Source organism: Streptomyces sp. ISL-11, assembly GCF_018614525.1.
In the GTDB taxonomy this organism is placed as follows: Bacteria; Actinomycetota; Actinomycetes; order Streptomycetales; family Streptomycetaceae; genus Streptomyces.
In genome coordinates this window covers 1-16,806 of sequence record NZ_JAGGOL010000130.1, presented here as the reverse complement: position 1 = coordinate 16,806, position 16,806 = coordinate 1, and the positions used below count along the sequence as shown (strand labels likewise).

Sequence of the window (16,806 nt, the reverse complement as noted above, 5' to 3'; positions counted from 1 at the left end):
GGCCGGGGGGCGGCGGGAGCTGGCCGCCGGCCGGGGTGCCCTGGTCCGCGAAGTAGCCGGGCGGGGCGATGGGCGCGGCGATGGTCGCCGCCGCGTGCACCTGCGGGGGTGCGGCGGGGGGCGGGGTGCTGCCGGGCGGGGGCGGGAAGCCCTGGTGCGGCGGCGGGGCCGGGAACGCCTGTGCCGGGGGCGGCGTGTGGGCCTGGGCGGGCACGGGAGCCGGGCCGCCCGGGGCCGCGAAGGCCGGGGGCGGGGTCGCCTGTGCCGGCGGGGCGAACGCCGGGGCGGCGGCCTGCGCCGGGACGGCCTGCGGCGGGGACTCGGGCTCGGGCTCCTCCGCCAGCACCTCACCGCCGAAGTGCGTCAGCAGCGCCTCCAGCCCGCCGTCGAAGCCCTGCCCGACGGCGGCGAAGCGCCAGACGTCCTTCAGGTAGAAGTCACCGAGCATCACCGCGCGTTCGGTGCTGAATTCCGCACCGGTGAAGGAATAGCGGGCCACTTCCTCGCCGCCCGCGACGACGCGCAGATAGCCGGGCCCGATCTGCGACATCTGGCCCGTGCCGTCGACCGTCGCGGTGAAGGAGAGCTTGTGCAGCTGCGGCGGGATCCGGTCGAGGGTGACCCGGAAGGACTCGGTGTCGCCGGCCTGGGCGCCGAGCTGCTGGATGGCGCCCTCGGGGGAGGCGGGCTGGTTGAAGAAGACGAAGTACCGGTCGTCGGAGAGCCGCTCCTGGGCGTCGAGGCCGAAGCAGCTGATGTCGAAGGTCAGGCCGGGGCCGGCGATCTGCACACCCACGTACAGATCGGTCCCCGCCGTCAGATCACTGATCTTGGCCTTGTGGCCGCGCTGGAATTCCCTGGCCATGCGTAACGACCGTCCCCCATCCGAACGTGCGATGAATGCGTTGCGTCAGGCTAACGGTTGTGCCTGGGCTTTCACTCATTCGCTCCGGGCCGCGGGCAGGTGCGGCAGCCGGTCGGCGGCGACCACGCCCTCCAGATAGCCGCGGGCGCGCTCGGTGCGCGGATAGGCGTCGAGGAGCCGCCAGAAGCCCGGGCCGTGCCCGGGGACGAGCAGGTGGGCCAGTTCGTGGAGGAGGACGTAGTCCACGACGTACTCGGGCATGCCCTGGAGCCGGTGGGAGAGGCGGATGCTGCCCTCGGCGGGGGTGCACGAGCCCCAGCGGGTGTTCTGGTTGGTGACCCAGCGGACGGACGCGGGGCGTGCCCGGCCGCCCAGGTATTGCTCCGACAGCCGTCCGGCCCGCTCGGCCAGCTCGGCGTCGCCCAGCATCCGCTTGCTCTCCTGCGCCGCGAGCTTGTCGAGCATCACGCGGACCCAGCGCTGCTCCTCCGCCTCCGACATGCGGGCGGGGATGAGCACGACGGTCCGGTCGGCCTCGCGGTACGCGGAGACCGTTCTGCGGCGGCGCGCGCTCCGTCTGATCTCGACCGCACCGGATCCCGGGCCGCTGGTGAGCGGGCTCGGGGCGCTGCGCGGTGGTCGTGCGGCACTGTGCAGAGGGTCGACGGGCACGGCCCCGACGTTACCTGCTGGCGAGGCGTGAAGTCCCGCCCATCGCTCGTTGTCGGGGCAAAGAGCCGGAGCGCGCACGGCTTGTATGACAATCACTCCGTGCCTGTGGACAACCGCGCGCGGTGACCGGCGGGATCCCCCATTCTGGGGGCCGACCGACGGGGGGAACGACCATGCGGACGACTCAGCGGACAACGCGGCGGACGACTCGCACGACTCGGCTCACGACTCAGGAGACGACGCGCACGGCTCAGGGAACGGCGGCTCAGGGGACCGCCCGGGCGGCGGGAGCGGCCCGGACGGCGGCGGGGGCCGGGCCGGAGGACTCCGCGCATCCCATGCTCAAGCCCGCGCTGCGGCGCGGCTGGCGCGATCGCGACACCGTGCAGTTCGGGGTGACGCCGGCGCACGCGGTGGTGGTGGGACCGGTGGACACCGCGACCAGCAGCTTCCTCGGGTTGCTGGACGGCACGCGCGGCATGCCGCTGCTCCGGCGGGAGGCGAGGGCGGTGGGACTGCCCGAGGGCAGGGTGGACGCACTGGTGGAGAGGTTGACGGGAGCCGGGCTGCTGGACGACCCGCGGGCCGGTGGCGAGCGCGCCGCCGCCGTGCGGGAGCGGGGCGCGGTGGTGGAGCGGCTGCGGCCGGACCTCGCGTCGCTGTCCGTGCTGCATCCGGGCCAGGGTGCGGCGATGGGGCTGATGGGCGCCCGGCAGTCGATGCGGGTGCAGGTCCGGGGCGCGGGGCGGGTGGGGTCGGCGATCGCGGCCCTGCTGTCGGCCTCCGGCGTCGGCCGGGTCGATGTGATGGACGGCGGCTGCGTGGAGCCCTGGGACGTGGGACCGGCGGGGGTGGGCGCCGAGCGCGTCGGTGAACGGCGTGACGCGGCGGCGCGGCGGGTCGTACGGGAAGCGGCGCCCGGCCCCCGGCCGCGGACGCGCGGAGGCGGTGAGGAGGAGCCACCGCTGGCCCTGGTGGTGTTCGCGCCGCGTGACGGGCTCGCCGCCTACGCGCCCGACCCCGGCGCGGCGGAGGAGCTGATCTCGTCCGGAATTCCCCATATGTACGCGGGTGTCCTGGAAGCCACCGGATTGGTGGGGCCGTTGGTGCTGCCGGGAGGATCGGCGTGTGCGGGCTGCGTCGAACTCGGGCGCGCGCAGCGGGACACGGCTTGGCCTCGGATGCTCGCCCAGTGGCGGTCCGGCCGGGGCTCGGGGGTACCGTCGTGCGACATGGCACTGGCCACGGTGGTGGCGGGGCTCACCGTGGCGCGGGCGCTGGCCTTCCTCGACGGCGGGTCCCCGGCGAGCGCGGGGGTGCGGCTGGAGCTGGCGCTGCCGGGTCCGGCCTGGCTCCCGCGGCCCGTCGAGCCGCATCCGCGGTGTCCGTGCGGCGCGGCGGGATCCTCCGATCCCGTATATGCCTCGGCCGCGGGGACACCGCACGGGACAATGAGCAGGTAACCGCCGTCCGCGGCGTGGCTGTTCAGCTAGTTGGAGGGGCGCATGTCTGATCTTCCCCGCAAGGCGGTCACCCGTACCGCCAAGTTGGCCGCGCTGCCCTTGGGGTTCGCGGGGCGCACCGCGCTCGGGCTCGGGAAGCGCATCGGCGGGCGGTCGGCGGAACTGATCGCGGCGGAGCTGCAGCAGCGCACGGCCGAGCAGCTCTTCGCGACCCTGGGGCAGCTCAAGGGGGGTGCGATGAAGCTGGGCCAGGCGCTGTCGGTCTTCGAGTCGGCGCTCCCCGAGCAGGTCGCCGGCCCCTACCGGGCGGCGCTGACCAAACTTCAGGAAGCGGCTCCCCCGATGCCGGTCGCCTCGGTGCACGCGGCCCTGGCGGAGCGGCTCGGCGCGGACTGGCGGGAGCTGTTCCAGGAGTTCGACGACCGGCCGGCGGCGGCCGCATCGATCGGGCAGGTGCACCGGGCGGTCTGGCACGACGGGCGCGCGGTCGCGGTCAAGGTGCAGTATCCGGGGGCGGGCGAGGCCCTGCTGTCCGACCTCACCCAATTGGGGAGGTTCGCGCGCCTGCTGGGGCCCCTGGTTCCCGGCATGGACATCAAGCCTCTGATCACCGAGCTGCGCGACCGGGTGTCGGAGGAGCTGGACTACGAACTGGAGGCGCGGGCCCAGAGCGCGCACGCGCGGGAGTTCGCGGGCGACCCGGATGTGACGGTCCCGGCCGTGGTGCACCAGAGCGATCAGGTGCTGGTGACGGAGTGGATGGAGGGGCTGCCGCTGTCGGAGGTGATAGCCGAGGGCACCCCTGAGCAGCGGGACCGCGCCGGTCAGCTCCTGGCCCGCTTCCTGTTCTCGGGCGCGGCGCGCACGGGGCTGCTGCACGCCGATCCGCACCCGGGCAACTTCCGGCTGCTGACCGGGGACGCCCCGGACGGTCCGCCGGAGAAGTGGCGGCTGGGCGTGCTGGACTTCGGCACGGTGGACCGGCTGCCGCAGGGGCTGCCGGTCGAGATCGGCACCGCACTGCGGATGACGCTGGACGGCGAGGCCGAGGCGGTCCACGAGCTGCTGCGGGACGAGGGGTTCGTCAAGCCGGAGATCGAGCTGGATCCGGGGACGGTGCTGGACTATCTGCTGCCGATCATCGAGCCGGCGCAGGTGGAGGAGTTCACGTTCACCCGGGGCTGGATGCGTGCCCAGGCGACCCGGATCGCCGATCCGCGCTCCCCCGCCTATCAGCTGGCGCGGCAGCTCAATCTGCCGCCGGCGTATCTGCTGATACACCGGGTGACGACCAGCACCATCGGGGTGCTGTGCCAGCTGGGCGCGACCGTGCGGCTGCGCGAGGAGATGGAGGCGTGGGTGCCCGGATTCGCGGCGGCCGACGAGAGCCAGGAGGCGCCGGCCTGAGAGGCCGGGCCCCGCGGGCGGCGGCACGCTCTCACCACCAGGACGAGTCGAGCCGCCCCTCGATGGCTCTGAGGTTGGCGCGGGCGCAGTCGTCGCAGAAATAGCGGCGGCTGCCGTTCTCGACGGAGCAGGTCCAGGTCGGCGGCGTACCGTCGGCGGCGGCGCCACAGCCGGCGCACGTCACGGGCGCGGCGGTCTCGGTGGCCTCAGGTTCCAACTGCACTGGTTCATGCGACTTCTGGTCCACTCTCCGACGATATCCCCGTGAACGGGTCGGGATGGGCACAACGCACCCAACGCCCGAGGGGCCGGTCCTTCCGGACCGGCCCCTCGGGCGTGCGGTGGGAGGCGGGCCGCCGGTCTCCCGACGGCCCGGGCTCGGTGTCAGTGCATGACCGCCATGGCCAGGGCGCGGCGGGCGCGCAGCGAGGCGCGCTCGGCGCGGCGCTGCATCCGCCGGGCGGCGGCCAGGCGGACGGCCGTGCGTTCGGACTCGGCCTCCCGGATGAGGTCGCTCATATGGGCGCGAGCCATGGCTTCTTGGATGAGTTGCATTTCGAGGTTCCTGTTCTGGCGCGGGGCGGTGGCGCGGGAGGTGTCACGGGCGGGGGCTGCGGAGCCGAATGGCTCGGTGGCGGGGCGGCGCATGGTCGGATCCTGCTTCTTGGGGTCGTGCGTGGTGGGGCGGTCGATGGTGCCGAAGAGGTTCATGCGGCGACCGGGTTCTTGCGCGGACGGCCACGGGGGCGCTTGCGGGCCACCACGACGCCCTGGACGAACAGCTCGCCGCCCCAGACGCCCCACGGCTCGCGGCGGTCCAGCGCGCCGGCGAGGCAGGCCTCACGCAGCGGGCAGGTCCGGCAGAGCGACTTGGCGTACTCCACGTCGGCCGGGGTCTCGGCGAAGAAGACCTCGGGGTCGTAGCTGCGGCAGGGAACGGGGGTGCCCAGGTTCTCGATCGCGTCGTCGAGGTCGGTCAGGGCGGTGAGGGGGGTCAAGGAGTCCTCCGTGGGGACAGGCGGGGGGATCAGGTCGGTCGCTACTGACGGGGTGTGTGCCTTGAGTTGCACGGTGTCTTTTCCTCGTCTGTTCTTCCGGCTGGTGGCCGGGCTGGTTCCCCTCGTCGTGCGAGGGGGCAAACAAAAGGGCCGCGGATCCCGGTGTGGGTTCCGCGGCCCTGGAAGGTGCCGACCTGATCATGCCGATCAGGCTGGATCTCTCCAGGGTTCGAGCCCACGGAAGGCCCACATCGTGTGGTGCTGCTGCTGTGCGTCCAGGGATCCGGCGCCGTTGGCCGTCGTTTCAAGGGCATAGGCCGGGGCCAGTGCCTTTGCTGCCGCCGTTACCGCGAACGCCTTGGTCGGTCGCTCATTGCCCAGGGAGGTGCCGGTGCTGGACAGACCGGTGACCTGGGACGAGAGCGGGGACGAGCCGAAGGGGAAGCCGAGGGAACGCATGGCGACGACCGGGCGATCGGTCATTTTGTTGCTGGGCTTGAAGCTGATCATTGGTCTTCGCCTCCTCTCGGCGTCTTGGGGGACCGGTCGAAACCAGTCCGGGTCGGTTCAGTACAGCACGGATCGACCGGAACTCGGAAGTGCCGTTCTCTCCGTGCTCGGAAGGCTATGGCCAGGCCGTCCGCGTGCGCAAACTATTTTTCCGGAGATTCTTCCGACGTGTCGGAGGACTCCTCCCCGGCCCCTCCCCCGGAGACGTCTTCCGAGGTGGGCACGGTCAGGTCATGGCCCGCGCACAGGGTCAGGACGTCGGCGCCGAACTTCTCGAGCTTCCGCCCTCCCACACCGGAGATGCTCGCGAGCTCCGATTCGGTTCCCGGAACGGCCTCCGCGATCGCGAGGAGCGTCTTGTCGGTGAAGACGCAGTAGGCGGGCTGGCCGAGCTGTCCGGCCTGTTCGGCGCGCCACTCGCGCAGCCGCTCGTACAGCGCCTCGTCGAGCTCGGAGGGGCAGTCCTCGCAGCGCATCAGCTTGATCTCGCCCGCGTCGGTCAGCGTGCGCCCGCAGACCCGGCACCGGGCGGGCCCGCGCCGCTTGCGCGCGCCGCCCCGCTCCACACCGGCCGCTCCGCCCGGGGCGGCGGCCGTCCTGCCGCCCGCGCCCGCCCGGCCGGCACCGGTCGATCCCGGCCGCAGACCGTTGAGGAAACGGCTGGGGCGACGCACGGCTCGGCCGCCCGGGGACCGGGACAGCGACCAGGACAGGAAGAGGTGGAGGCGGGCCCGGGTGACGCCGACATAGAGCAGCCGGCGCTCCTCCTCCACCTGCTCGTCGGTCTTGGCGTATGTGATCGGCATCATGCCCTCGCTCAGCCCGACCAGGAAGACGGCGTCCCACTCCAGGCCCTTGGCGGCGTGAAGTGAGGCGAGGGTCACACCTTCCACCGTCGGGGCGTGCTGCGCGCTCGCCCGCTCGTCCAGCTCGGCGACGAGATCGCCGAGGGTCGCGCCCGGCTTGGCCCGTACGAAGTCCTCGGCGAGCCGCACGAGGGCCGCGAGGGACTCCCAGCGGTCCCGGACCGCCCCCGAGCCGACGGGCGGCTCCGGGGTCCAGCCGCGCGTCCCGAGCACGGCCCGCACCTGGGAGGGGACGTCGTCGGCGTCGGCGAGCTGAGGGTCGGAGTGGCCTCCGGCGCGGGCCGCGCCGCGCAGCAGCAGTCCGGCCTCGCGAACCTCCGGGCGCTCGAAGAACCGCTCGGCGCCACGGAGCTGGTAGGGCACCCCGGCGTCGGCGAGGGCCTGCTCGTAGACCTCGGACTGGGCGTTGATGCGGTAGAGGACGGCGATCTCGCTCGCGGGCACCCCGGAGTCGATGAGCTCGCGGATCCGGCGGGCGGTGCCCTCGGCCTCGGCGGGTTCGTCGGCGTATTCCGTCCAGCCGGGCTCGGGGCCCGTCTCGCGCTGGGAGATCAGCTCCAGGCGGTGCTCGGCGGCGCGGCCGCGCGCCTGGGACAGCAGGCCGTTGGCGAGGTGGACCACCTGGGGGGTGGAGCGGTAGTCCCGGACGAGCTTGACGACCGTAGCCCGGGGGTGGCGGGTGCGGAAGTTCAGCAGGTGGTCGGGGGTGGCGCCGGTGAAGGAGTAGATGGTCTGGCTGGCGTCGCCGACCACGCAGAGATTGTCCCGGTCGCCCAGCCACAGCTCCAGGAGGCGCTGCTGGAGGGGGCTGACGTCCTGGTACTCGTCGACCACGAAGTGCTGGTACTGGCGGCGGACCGTCTCGGCGATGTCGTGGCGGTCCTGGAGGACGCCGACGGTCAGCAGCAGGACATCCTCGAAGTCGATCACACCGCGGTCGCGCTTGAGCTGCTCGTACATGGCGTAGATCCGGCCGATCTCGGCCGGGTCGCGAGGAGCCTCCCGGCCGGCCTTGGCGGCCGCCGGGGCGTAGTCCTCGGGAACGGTCTGGGTGACCTTCGACCATTCGATCTCGCCCGTGACGTCCCGCAGCTCGTTGCGGTCGAGGCGGATCCGGCAGCGGGCGGCGGCCTCCGCGACGATCTGGACCTTCCGCTCGGCCAGGCGCGGCACGTCACCGCCGACGGCCTTGGGCCAGAAGTACTGGAGCTGGCGCAGCGCCGCCGAGTGGAAGGTGCGCGCCTGGACACCGCCGGCGCCGAGCTGGCGCAGGCGGCCGCGCATCTCGCCGGCCGCGCGGTTGGTGAAGGTGACGGCGAGCACACTGGCGGGCTGGAGCACCCCCGAGCGGACGCCGTAGGCGATGCGGTGGGTGATCGCGCGGGTCTTGCCCGTACCCGCTCCGGCCAGCACGCACACCGGACCGCTCAGGGCCGTCGCCACCTCGCGCTGCTCCGGGTCGAGCCCGGCGAGCACCGCGTCCGGGGAGTCCGGAACCGGCGGGAAGAGGGAGGAGTGCGTTGCTGCTGTCACTCCGCCATGCTGCCAGGTCCGCGGGGGCGACCGGGAATGCTGTCCACAGGCGGGACCACCCGGTCGTACTAATGCGGGAATGGCTGGGGATGGGTGCGCGTTCTACCACCGCAGTAACACCCATGACCTAGAGAGAGCGAGGGCGCATGTCGGGCACCGTGACGATGTACAGCACCACCTGGTGCGGCTACTGCCGTCGGCTGAAGAGCCAGCTGGACCGCGAGGGAATCGCGTACAACGAGATCAACATCGAGCACGACGCCGACTCGGCGGCCTTCGTGGAGAAGGCGAACGACGGCAACCAGACGGTCCCGACGGTCCTGGTGACCCCGTTGAGCGGCGCCACGCCGGTCACGATGACCAACCCGTCGCTGGCCCAGGTCAAGCAGGCGCTCGCCTCCTGACGCGCCGGCCCGCGCACGCGAAACGGCCCGGGCACCGACACCGTCGAGTCGGTGCCCGGGCCGTTTCGCGTGTACCTCAGCCCCAGGCCGGGCTCTGCGGCAGCGGCTCGCCGTACCAGAGCTCCAGCAGCCGGGCCGCGATCGAGATGCCGGTGGGCGGGAGCACCTCCCCGGACGCGAAGGCCGCCCGCAGCTCCGCACGGGAGAACCAGCGGGCCTCGTGGATCTCCTCGCCGTCGACCTGGATGTCGGAGGAGGTGGCCCGGGCCATGAAGCCGAGCATCAGGCTGGAGGGGAAGGGCCAGGGCTGGCTGGCGACGTACTCCACGTCACCGACCGTCACGCCCGCCTCTTCGGCGACCTCGCGCCGCACCGCCTGCTCGATGGACTCCCCCGGCTCCACGAAGCCGGCGAGCGTCGAGAAGCGGCCCTCCGGCCAGTGCATCTGGCGGCCCAGCAGCGCCCGGTCGTCCTTGTCCGTGACCAGCATGATCACGGCCGGGTCGGTGCGCGGGTAGTGCTCGGCGCCGCAGGCCGGGCAGCGGCGGATGTGGCCGGCCGCGGCCACGACCGTGCGCTCCCCGCAGCGTGAGCAGAAGCGGTGCAGTCGCTGCCAGTTCTCCAGGGCCACCGCGTGCACCAGCAGCCCGGCGTCGCGCGGCGACAGCAGCAGCCCCGCCTCGCGCAGCCCCGCGGGGCGCGCCGACTGGTCCATGCGCCCGGGCAGGGCGTCCTTCTGCAGGGCGAAGTAGGCGATGCCCTTCTCGTCCTCGCCGAGGAAATAGCGGTGCGTCTCGGTGACGGGCGCCTCGAAGGCCGGGGTCATGACCAGTTCGGTGCGGCCGTCGGCGGTGTCGTCGATCAGCACCTGGCCGCCGGAGACCACGAAGACCCGCGTGGAGGGGTGGCTCCAGGCCGCGGCGAGCCACGCCTCGTCCAGACGGTGGTGCGCGGCGCGGTCGATGCCGCTGTCGCCGCTGAGCGTGATGGGCCGGGCGGCTGCGAGATCGGTCCAGGTGGTCACGGCTGCTTCCAACTCCCCCTGCGAGTGGTGGTGGTACGTCGAGCGTGGACTAGCGGGCGCGCCCGGCCTCCGCGAGGTCGGTCCACAGGTGGGCGGCGGTCTCGACGCCCTTCATGAGGAGGTCGAGCTCGACCTTCTCGTTCGGGGCGTGCCAGCCGTCCGACGGCACCGAGATGCCCAGGAACAGCACCGGGACGCCGAGCACGTCCTGGAGGTCGGCGGCGGGGCCGGAGCCGCCCTCGCGGGTGTAGCGGATCTTCTGCCCGAAGGCGCGTCCCATGGCCCGCACGACCGACTGGAGGTACGGGTGGTCGAGCGGGGTCAGGCAGGGGCGGGTCGCGCCCCAGAAGGTGATCTCGTGGCGGATGCCGTCCGGCAGGCGGCCGGCGACCCAGTCCCGTACGGCCTGCTGGACGCGGTCGGCGTCCTGGCCGGCGACGAGCCGGAAGGAGAGCTTCAGCTGGGCGGTGGACGGCACGATGGTCTTGCCGCCGGGGCCCTGGTAGCCGCCGGAGATGCCGTTGACCTCGGCGGTGGGACGGGCCCAGATCCGCTCCAGGGTGGTGTTGCCGTGCTCGCCGAGGGCGGCGTGCGAGTGGGCGGTGCGCAGCCAGCGCTCCTCGTCGAACGGCAGCTCGGCGAAGAGCTCGCGCTCGCGGTCGGTCAGCTCCACGACGCCGTCGTAGAAGCCGGGTATCACGACGCGGCGGTCCTCGTCGTGCAGGGCGGCGACCAGCCGGGCGGCCTCGGTGGCCGGGTTGGGCACGGCCCCGCCGAAGGTGCCGGAGTGGATGTCCTGGTCGGGCCCGAAGAGGTCGATCTGGCAGTCCGTGAGGCCGCGCATGCCCGTGCAGACGGTCGGGGTGTCCTCGGACCACATGCCGGTGTCGGAGACGATCACGGTGTCGCAGGCGAGGCGGTCGGCGTGGGCGCGGATGAGGTCGCCGAAGTGCGCCGAGCCGGACTCCTCCTCGCCCTCGATGAGCAGCTTGAGGTTGACCGCCGGGGCGGTGCGGCCGGTCGCGGCCAGGTGGGCGCGGACGCCGAGGGTGTGGAAGAAGACCTGGCCCTTGTCGTCGGCGGCACCGCGCGCGTACAGCCGGCCGTCCTTCATCACCGGTTCGAAGGGCTCGGTGTGCCAGCCGTCCTCACGGGCGGCGGGCTGGACGTCGTGGTGGCCGTAGACCAGGACGGTCGGGGCGTCCGGTTCGCCCGACGGCCATTCGGCGAACACGGCCGGCGCGCCCTCGGTCTCCCAGATCTCGGCGGTCGGGAAACCGGTCTCACCGAGCTTGGCGGCCAGCCATTCGGCGCTGCGGCGCACATCGGCGGCGCGGCCGGGCTCGGCGGAGACGGAAGGGATGCGGAGCCACTCGACGAGGTCGTCGAGGAAGTCGGCGCGGTGGCCCTCGATAAACGCGCGGACGGCGCTGTCCGGTGTGTCGCTCATGGCGTCGAGCCTATCCGGCCACGCGCCGTGACCATGACCCGGCTTGATCACACGCCCTCCCCGCGCAGCAGCCGTTCGAGCCCGGCGCGGTCCGGGAGTCCGGCGGGACGGACGGTCTCGCCGTCGCGTACGTAGACGAAGGCGGCGGTCACCGACGACAGCGGCAGGCCCTGCCGCTCGGCCCAGGCGACGCGGTAGACCGCGAGCTGGAGCGGGTCGGCGTCCCGGAGGCGGCTCGTCTTCCAGTCGACGATCTCGTACGTGTCGCCCTCGGGGCCGCGCTCGCGGTAGACGGCGTCGATACGGCCGCGGATCACTCGGCCCGCGAGGGTGATCTGGAAGGGCACCTCGACGCGGTACGGGGTGCGCCGGGCGTACGGGGTGAGCTCGAAGGCATCCTTGAGGGCGGCGAGGTCGCGCTCGTCGGCGATCTCCGGCTCGTACGCGTCCTCGTCGGCACCCGGCGGCTCGTCGGGGGCGGGAAGGGTCAGTGGCAGCGCCTCGAACCGCGACTCGACCCAGGCGTGGAAGCGGGTGCCGCGGCGGGCCGCGGGCTGCGGCGGGCGCGGCATGGGGCGGGCCAGCTCGCGCGCGAAGCCGTCCGGGTCGGCGGCGAGCCGGACCAGCTGGGTGGCGCTGAGCGACGACGGCAGCACGACGTCGCGCACGCGCGCGCGTGCCCGCCGCAGCTCGCCGGCGAGGGCGTCGAGGTCGCGGTCCCAGGAACCGACGAGGCGGGCCTCTTCGGGCGTGAGGGAGGGCGCGTGGTGTCCTGCGGACGGCTCCTGTGATGCCGCGGGTTCCGCCTGCGCGGGCGGAACTCCGGGCCCCGGATGGGGCCCCGCGGACGGCGTCGCCAGCACCACGGCCGGCTGCTCCGTGGCCTCGTTGCCGTCAGGAGCCGGGTGCGGGCGGCCCTCCGGGCGGGCGGACCGAGCGGCCGCGTGGTCGTCGCGTACGGGCGCGTCGGCGGGCCGTGGCGAGGCCGGTGGCGCGCCGTCCGGATGCCCGTGGGCCGGCGCGGCCGGGCCGGACGCCCGGCGGGGCGAGGGCAGCACGGCGTGGCCGGCGTGCGGCACGGAAGGGTCGCTGTGCTCGTGTGCGGTCGTCTCCGGGCCGGATGCGGCGTCCGTGGGCGCCTGGGACGCCGGCAGGTCGTCCCAAGCCGCACGACCCTCGCCGGAACGACCGGACGCGTCCTCTCGGGCAGCCGTCACCGGTCCGGTAACGGCATCCGCCGACGCCCGGGACGCCGGCAGGTCGTCCCAAGCCCCGAGGTCCTCGCCGGAACGGCCGAACGCGTCCTCGTGAGCGGCCGTCTCCGGGCCGCGCACAGCGTCCGCCGGCCGGGACGTCGGCAGGTCGTCCCAAAACGCCAGATCCTCCTCGGAAGGAGGCTCCGGCTCCCCGTACGCCTCGTCCTCCGGCGGGGGCGGCCAGTCCGGGTCGTACGCGGGCTCGGGCTCCGGCTCGGTCGTCCGCTCCGGCTCCGCCGCCAGGCGGTCGAGGTGGGCGAGGACCGCGTCCGCCGCGGCCCGGCGGCGGGTCAGGGAGACCGGGTCGAGGGGCAGCGGCCAGGAGTGGTCCGTGGCCGCTTCCGCCAGGGCGGGGTTCTCGGCGCCTTCCTCGGGCGGGTCCGCCCAGACCTCGATCTCGCCGTGGCCCGCCTCGCAGTGCGCGCGCAGCGCCTGGAGGAAGGCGGAGGGCCCGCGGGGCTTCTTCTGGTTCGGGCCCCACCAGTGGCCCGAGCCCAGGAGCAGCGAGCGGGGCCGGGTGAAGGTGACGTAGCCGAGGCGGAGTTCCTCGATCCGCTGGTGTTCCTTCATGGCGCCCTTGAAGGCGGTCATCGCCTTGCTGTCCCACGCGTCGATGTCGGGAAGGGTGTCGGCGTCACCGCGCAGGGCGTGCGGCAGCACCTTGGCCTGCGCGGTCCAGGACTCGCGGGACTGCTCGCTGGGGAAGGTCTTGGTGACGAGGCCGGGAACGGCGACCACGTCCCATTCGAGGCCCTTGGACTTGTGCGCGGTGAGGACCTTGACGGTGTTCTCGCCGCCCGGCAGGGAGCTGTCGAGCCCCTTCTCGTACTGCGAGGCGGTGCGCAGGAAGCCCAGGAACGCGAGCAGGCCGGCCTCGCTGTCCACGGCGGCGAAGCCGGCGGCGATGTCCAGGAAGTGCGAGAGCGTCTCGCGGCGGCGCGCGGCCAGGGCGTGCGGCGAGGCGGACAGCTCGACCTCCAGGCCCGTGGTGGCCAGCACCCGGTGCAGGACGTCCATGAGCGGGTCGGCCAGCGAGCGCCGCAGGTCGCGCAGTTCGGCGGCGAGGCGGGCGTAGCGGACGCGCGCCTCGGCCGAGAAGGGCAGGCCGTCGTCGGGGCCGTCGGCCGTCAGGAAGGTGTCCAGGGCGTCGGCGAGGGAGATCGCCTCGGCCGGGTCGACGCCCTCGACGGCCTCGGCGAGCCGGCGCTCGGGGTCGCCGCCCGCCGTGCCGTAGGGCACGAGCGTACGGGCGCGGCGGCCCAGCAGGGCGAGGTCGCGGGGGCCGATGCGCCAGCGCGGCCCGATGAGCAGGCGGACGAGCGCGGCGTTGGCGGTGGGGTCCTGGAGGACCTCGCAGACGGCGACGAGGTCCGCGATCTCCGGCAGGTGCAGCAGCCCGGACAGGCCGACGACCTCGACGGGGATGTCGCGTTCCACGAGGGCGCCCTGGATCTGCGCGAAGTCGACGGCGGTGCGGCACAGCACGGCGATGTCGCCGGGGCGGGTGCCCGTGCGCACCAGGTGGGCGAGGGAGCCGGCGAGCCAGTCGAGCTCCTCGGCGTGGGTGGGCAGCAGGGCGCAGCGCACCACGCCGTCCCGCTCGGCACCGGGCGCGGGCCGCAGTGCCTCGACGCCTTCGTGGCGCGCGCGCAGCTCGGCGGCGAGGTCGTTGGCGAGGGTGAGGAGGCGGCCGCCGCTGCGGCGGTTCTCGCTGAGCGCGAACCGCTGGGCGGGGCGGCCGTCGGCGTGCGGGAAGTGCGCCGGGAAGTCGTCGAGGTTGGCCACGGAGGCGCCGCGCCAGCCGTAGATGGCCTGACAGGGGTCGCCGACGGCGGTGACGGCGTGGCCCGTGCCGCCGCCGAAGAGGCCGGCGAGCAGCAGCCGCTGGGCGACGGAGGTGTCCTGGTATTCGTCGAGGAGGACGACGGCGAACTGCTCGCGCAGGATCCGGCCCACCTCCGGGCGGGTGCGGGCGAGCTCGGCGGAGCGGGCGATCTGGTCGCCGAAGTCGAGGAGGTCGCGCTCGGCCTTCGCCGCGCGGTACGCCTCCACGAGCTCCAGGAGTTCGAGGCGGGCGCGGGCGGCCTCGGGCACCTTGCGCAGGTCGGCGTTGGAGAGCCGGGCGCCTTCCAGGGCGGTCAGCAGCCCGGTGTCGTGGGCGCGCAGGTCCGCCGCCGTGACGAGGTGCTCGGCGAGCTCGCCGTCGAGGGCCAGGAGGTCGGGGACGAGGTCGCCGAAGGAGCGGGTGAGCGAGGGATACGGGCCCGGGGAGCCGCGCAGGACGCGGGCGGCGAGCTGGTAGCGGGTGGCGTCGGCGAGCAGCCGGGAGCCGGGCTCCAGGCCGATGCGCAGGCCGTGCTCCTTCAGGAGCCGGCCGGCGAAGGCGTGGTAGGTGGAGATCTGGGGCTCGCCGGGCGCCCGGTCGGGGTCCGCGGCGGGGCCCTCGGGGTCGGTGACGCCGGCCTCGACGAGGGCCTTGCGCACGCGCTCGGAGAGCTCGCCGGCCGCCTTGTTGGTGAAGGTGAGACCGAGGACCTGCTCGGGCGCGACCTGTCCGGTGCCCACGAGCCAGACCACGCGCGCGGCCATCACCGTGGTCTTGCCGGACCCGGCGCCGGCCACGATGACCTGCGGGGCGGGCGGCGCGGTGATGCAGGCCGTCTGCTCCGGGGTGAACGGGATGCCGAGCAGCTCCTTGAGCTGCTCGGGGTCGGTCAAGCGCGGGGTCACGGCGTCCACGCTAACGGGCTCCACTGACAGCGCCCCGCCCGTCACTCCACCACCTGCCGGCCCTCGGGCCTGGCGGTGCACGATGCCCGGAACGAGCAGTGGGCGCAGTGGCCGCCCGGGCGCGGGGAGAACCGCTCCTCCAGGACCCGGCCCGCCGCCTCGGCCAGGAGTCCCTCGACCCAGCCGTCCGCGCCGGGCGGCTCCTGGGCCTGCACCTTGGGGACGGCGTCCCCGCCGTCCCGCTTCGCCGCGCCCTGTCGCAGCTGTACGAGCTCGGCGCCGCCCGCGCGGGGGCGCGCGCCGTCGAAGAGCTCGTCGACGGCGCCGTGCTCGACCGCGAGCTGGTAGACGGCGAGCTGGGGGTGGTGTGCGACGTCGTCGGCGGAGACCGGGCTCCGGCCGGTCTTGAAGTCGACGACGTAGGCGTGCCCGTGGCCGTCCGTCTCCACGCGGTCCATGGAGCCCCGGATGCGCACCAGGTGGTCCTCGGCCTTGAGGGTGACGTCGAACGCGTGCTCCGTGGCGACCGGGGTGCGCCCGCCGCGCTCCATCACGTGCCAGCGCAGGAAGCGCTCCAGGGCGGCACGGGCGTTCTCCTTCTCCTGCGCCGACTTCCAGGGCGCGTCGAAGGCGAGGGCGTCCCACACCGAGTCGAGCCGCTCCATGAGGACGGCGAGATCGGCGGGGGTGCGTCCGGAGGCGACCTCGTCGGCGAGGACGTGCACGACGTTGCCGAAGCCCTGCGCGGCCGTCGCCGGGGCGTCGGCCTTCACCTCGCGGCCGAGGAACCACTGGAGCGAGCAGGTGCCCGAGGTACCGGCCAGCTGGCCGACGGCCGAGCCGGACAGCGCGAGGGGGACGTCCCTCTCGCGCAGCGGCACCTCGCTGTGCGTCGGCTCGTACAGCCCCCACCAGCGGTAGGGATGCGCCGCCGGGACGAGCGGCTGCCCCTCCTCGTCGCGCAGTGCGGCGAGCCGGGCGAGCCGCCGGGCGGCGGCGGCCCGCAGCGTGTCGGAGACGTCCGGGTCGACGGTGGTGGCGCGCAGCTCGGCGACCAGCGCGGCGACGGCCAAGGGGCGGCGCGGGCGCTGGGTGACGTCGACGGGGTCGGTGCCGAGTTCGGCGAGGAACCGCGAGGGCTGATCGCCGTCCTCGGCCGCCGCCTTGACCGCGGTGACCACCAGCCGCTCGCGCGCGCGCGTGGCGGCCACGTAGAACAGGCGGCGCTCCTCGGCGAGCAGCGCGCCGGGGCTGAGCGGTTCGGCGAGCCCGTCGCGGCCGATGCGGTCGGCCTCCAGGAGCGAGCCGCGGCGGCGCAGGTCGGGCCAGAGGCCCTCCTGGACGCCCGCGACCACGACGAGGTGCCATTCCAGGCCCTTGGAGCGGTGCGCGGTCATCAGCCGTACGGCGTCGGGGCGGACGGCCCTGCGGGTGAGGGTGTCCGCGGCTATGTCCTGGGCCTCCAGCTCGTCCAGGAAGTTCAGGGCGCCCCGGCCGCCGGTGCGCTGCTCCGCGCGCGCGGCGGTCTCGAACAGTGCGCACACCGCGTCCAGGTCCCGGTCGGCGTTGCGGCCGGCGGCGCCGCCGCGGTGCGCCGCGCGCTCCAGGCGGGCCGGCCAGGGGGTGCC

General features: G+C 74.1%; 14 protein-coding genes. 3 read left to right on the top strand and 11 right to left on the bottom strand.

The genetic code is table 11. The features are described 5' to 3' along the window. Together J7E86_RS24160 and J7E86_RS24155 are read right to left on the bottom strand one after the other, a co-directional pair. The coding region (locus J7E86_RS24160) for a TerD family protein (protein ID WP_215084148.1) at positions 1 to 865 on the bottom strand (865 nt) is incomplete at its 3' end. Between the two features lie 75 nt (positions 866 to 940). Continuing rightward, a complete protein-coding gene (locus J7E86_RS24155) occupies positions 941 to 1,537 on the bottom strand; it encodes a M48 family metallopeptidase (RefSeq protein WP_215084146.1) in 597 nt (198 codons plus the stop codon). Between the two features lie 338 nt (positions 1,538 to 1,875). On the opposite strand from J7E86_RS24155, the gene J7E86_RS24150 reads away from it, so the two are divergent. Together J7E86_RS24150 and J7E86_RS24145 are read left to right on the top strand one after the other, a co-directional pair. Beyond that, positions 1,876 to 3,000: a ThiF family adenylyltransferase gene (locus tag J7E86_RS24150; protein ID WP_215084144.1), complete on the top strand. Its 1,125-nt coding sequence runs from the start codon at positions 1,876 to 1,878 to the stop codon at positions 2,998 to 3,000. Between the two features lie 42 nt (positions 3,001 to 3,042). Next, a complete protein-coding gene (locus J7E86_RS24145; protein ID WP_215084142.1) occupies positions 3,043 to 4,407 on the top strand; it encodes an AarF/ABC1/UbiB kinase family protein in 1,365 nt (454 codons plus the stop codon). Between the two features lie 31 nt (positions 4,408 to 4,438). Here J7E86_RS24145 and J7E86_RS24140 read toward each other — a convergent pair whose 3' ends face one another. The 5 genes from J7E86_RS24140 to J7E86_RS24120 form a co-directional block, all read right to left on the bottom strand. Next, entirely contained in the window at positions 4,439 to 4,654 is a 216-nt protein-coding gene (locus tag J7E86_RS24140; RefSeq protein WP_374223853.1) for a hypothetical protein, read from the bottom strand. 137 nt (positions 4,655 to 4,791) lie between these two features. Beyond that, on the bottom strand, positions 4,792 to 5,118 hold the full coding sequence (locus J7E86_RS24135) for a hypothetical protein (RefSeq protein ID WP_215084140.1): 327 nt from the start codon (positions 5,116 to 5,118) through the stop codon (positions 4,792 to 4,794). Further along, complete coding sequence (locus J7E86_RS24130) at positions 5,115 to 5,477, bottom strand: WhiB family transcriptional regulator (RefSeq protein ID WP_095578690.1); 363 nt, start codon at positions 5,475 to 5,477, stop codon at positions 5,115 to 5,117. Before J7E86_RS24130 ends, J7E86_RS24135 begins: the two co-directional genes overlap by 4 nt. Before the next feature lie 135 nt (positions 5,478 to 5,612). After that, positions 5,613 to 5,915, bottom strand: coding sequence for a hypothetical protein (locus tag J7E86_RS24125; RefSeq protein WP_215084139.1), 303 nt, complete (start codon positions 5,913 to 5,915; stop codon positions 5,613 to 5,615). Positions 5,916 to 6,058: 143 nt separating this feature from the next. Further along, positions 6,059 to 8,314: an ATP-dependent DNA helicase UvrD2 gene (locus J7E86_RS24120; RefSeq protein WP_308312710.1), complete on the bottom strand. Its 2,256-nt coding sequence runs from the start codon at positions 8,312 to 8,314 to the stop codon at positions 6,059 to 6,061. A gap of 146 nt (positions 8,315 to 8,460) precedes the next feature. On the opposite strand from J7E86_RS24120, the gene J7E86_RS24115 reads away from it, so the two are divergent. Continuing rightward, the gene (locus J7E86_RS24115) at positions 8,461 to 8,718 is read left to right on the top strand and encodes a mycoredoxin (RefSeq protein WP_215084137.1); all 258 of its coding nucleotides are present in this window, start codon (positions 8,461 to 8,463) and stop codon (positions 8,716 to 8,718) included. Positions 8,719 to 8,794: 76 nt separating this feature from the next. Here J7E86_RS24115 and nudC read toward each other — a convergent pair whose 3' ends face one another. From nudC to J7E86_RS24095, 4 genes are all read right to left on the bottom strand, one after another. Next, positions 8,795 to 9,742, bottom strand: coding sequence for an NAD(+) diphosphatase (gene nudC, locus J7E86_RS24110; RefSeq protein ID WP_215084134.1), 948 nt, complete (start codon positions 9,740 to 9,742; stop codon positions 8,795 to 8,797). 49 nt (positions 9,743 to 9,791) lie between these two features. Next, the gene (locus tag J7E86_RS24105) at positions 9,792 to 11,192 is read right to left on the bottom strand and encodes a dipeptidase (protein ID WP_215084133.1); all 1,401 of its coding nucleotides are present in this window, start codon (positions 11,190 to 11,192) and stop codon (positions 9,792 to 9,794) included. A gap of 47 nt (positions 11,193 to 11,239) precedes the next feature. Continuing rightward, positions 11,240 to 15,178, bottom strand: coding sequence for a UvrD-helicase domain-containing protein (locus tag J7E86_RS24100; protein WP_215084131.1), 3,939 nt, complete (start codon positions 15,176 to 15,178; stop codon positions 11,240 to 11,242). 41 nt (positions 15,179 to 15,219) lie between these two features. Beyond that, positions 15,220 to 16,806, bottom strand: a 1,587-nt coding sequence (locus J7E86_RS24095; RefSeq protein ID WP_215084129.1) for a PD-(D/E)XK nuclease family protein, incomplete at its 5' end; no start/stop codon positions are given.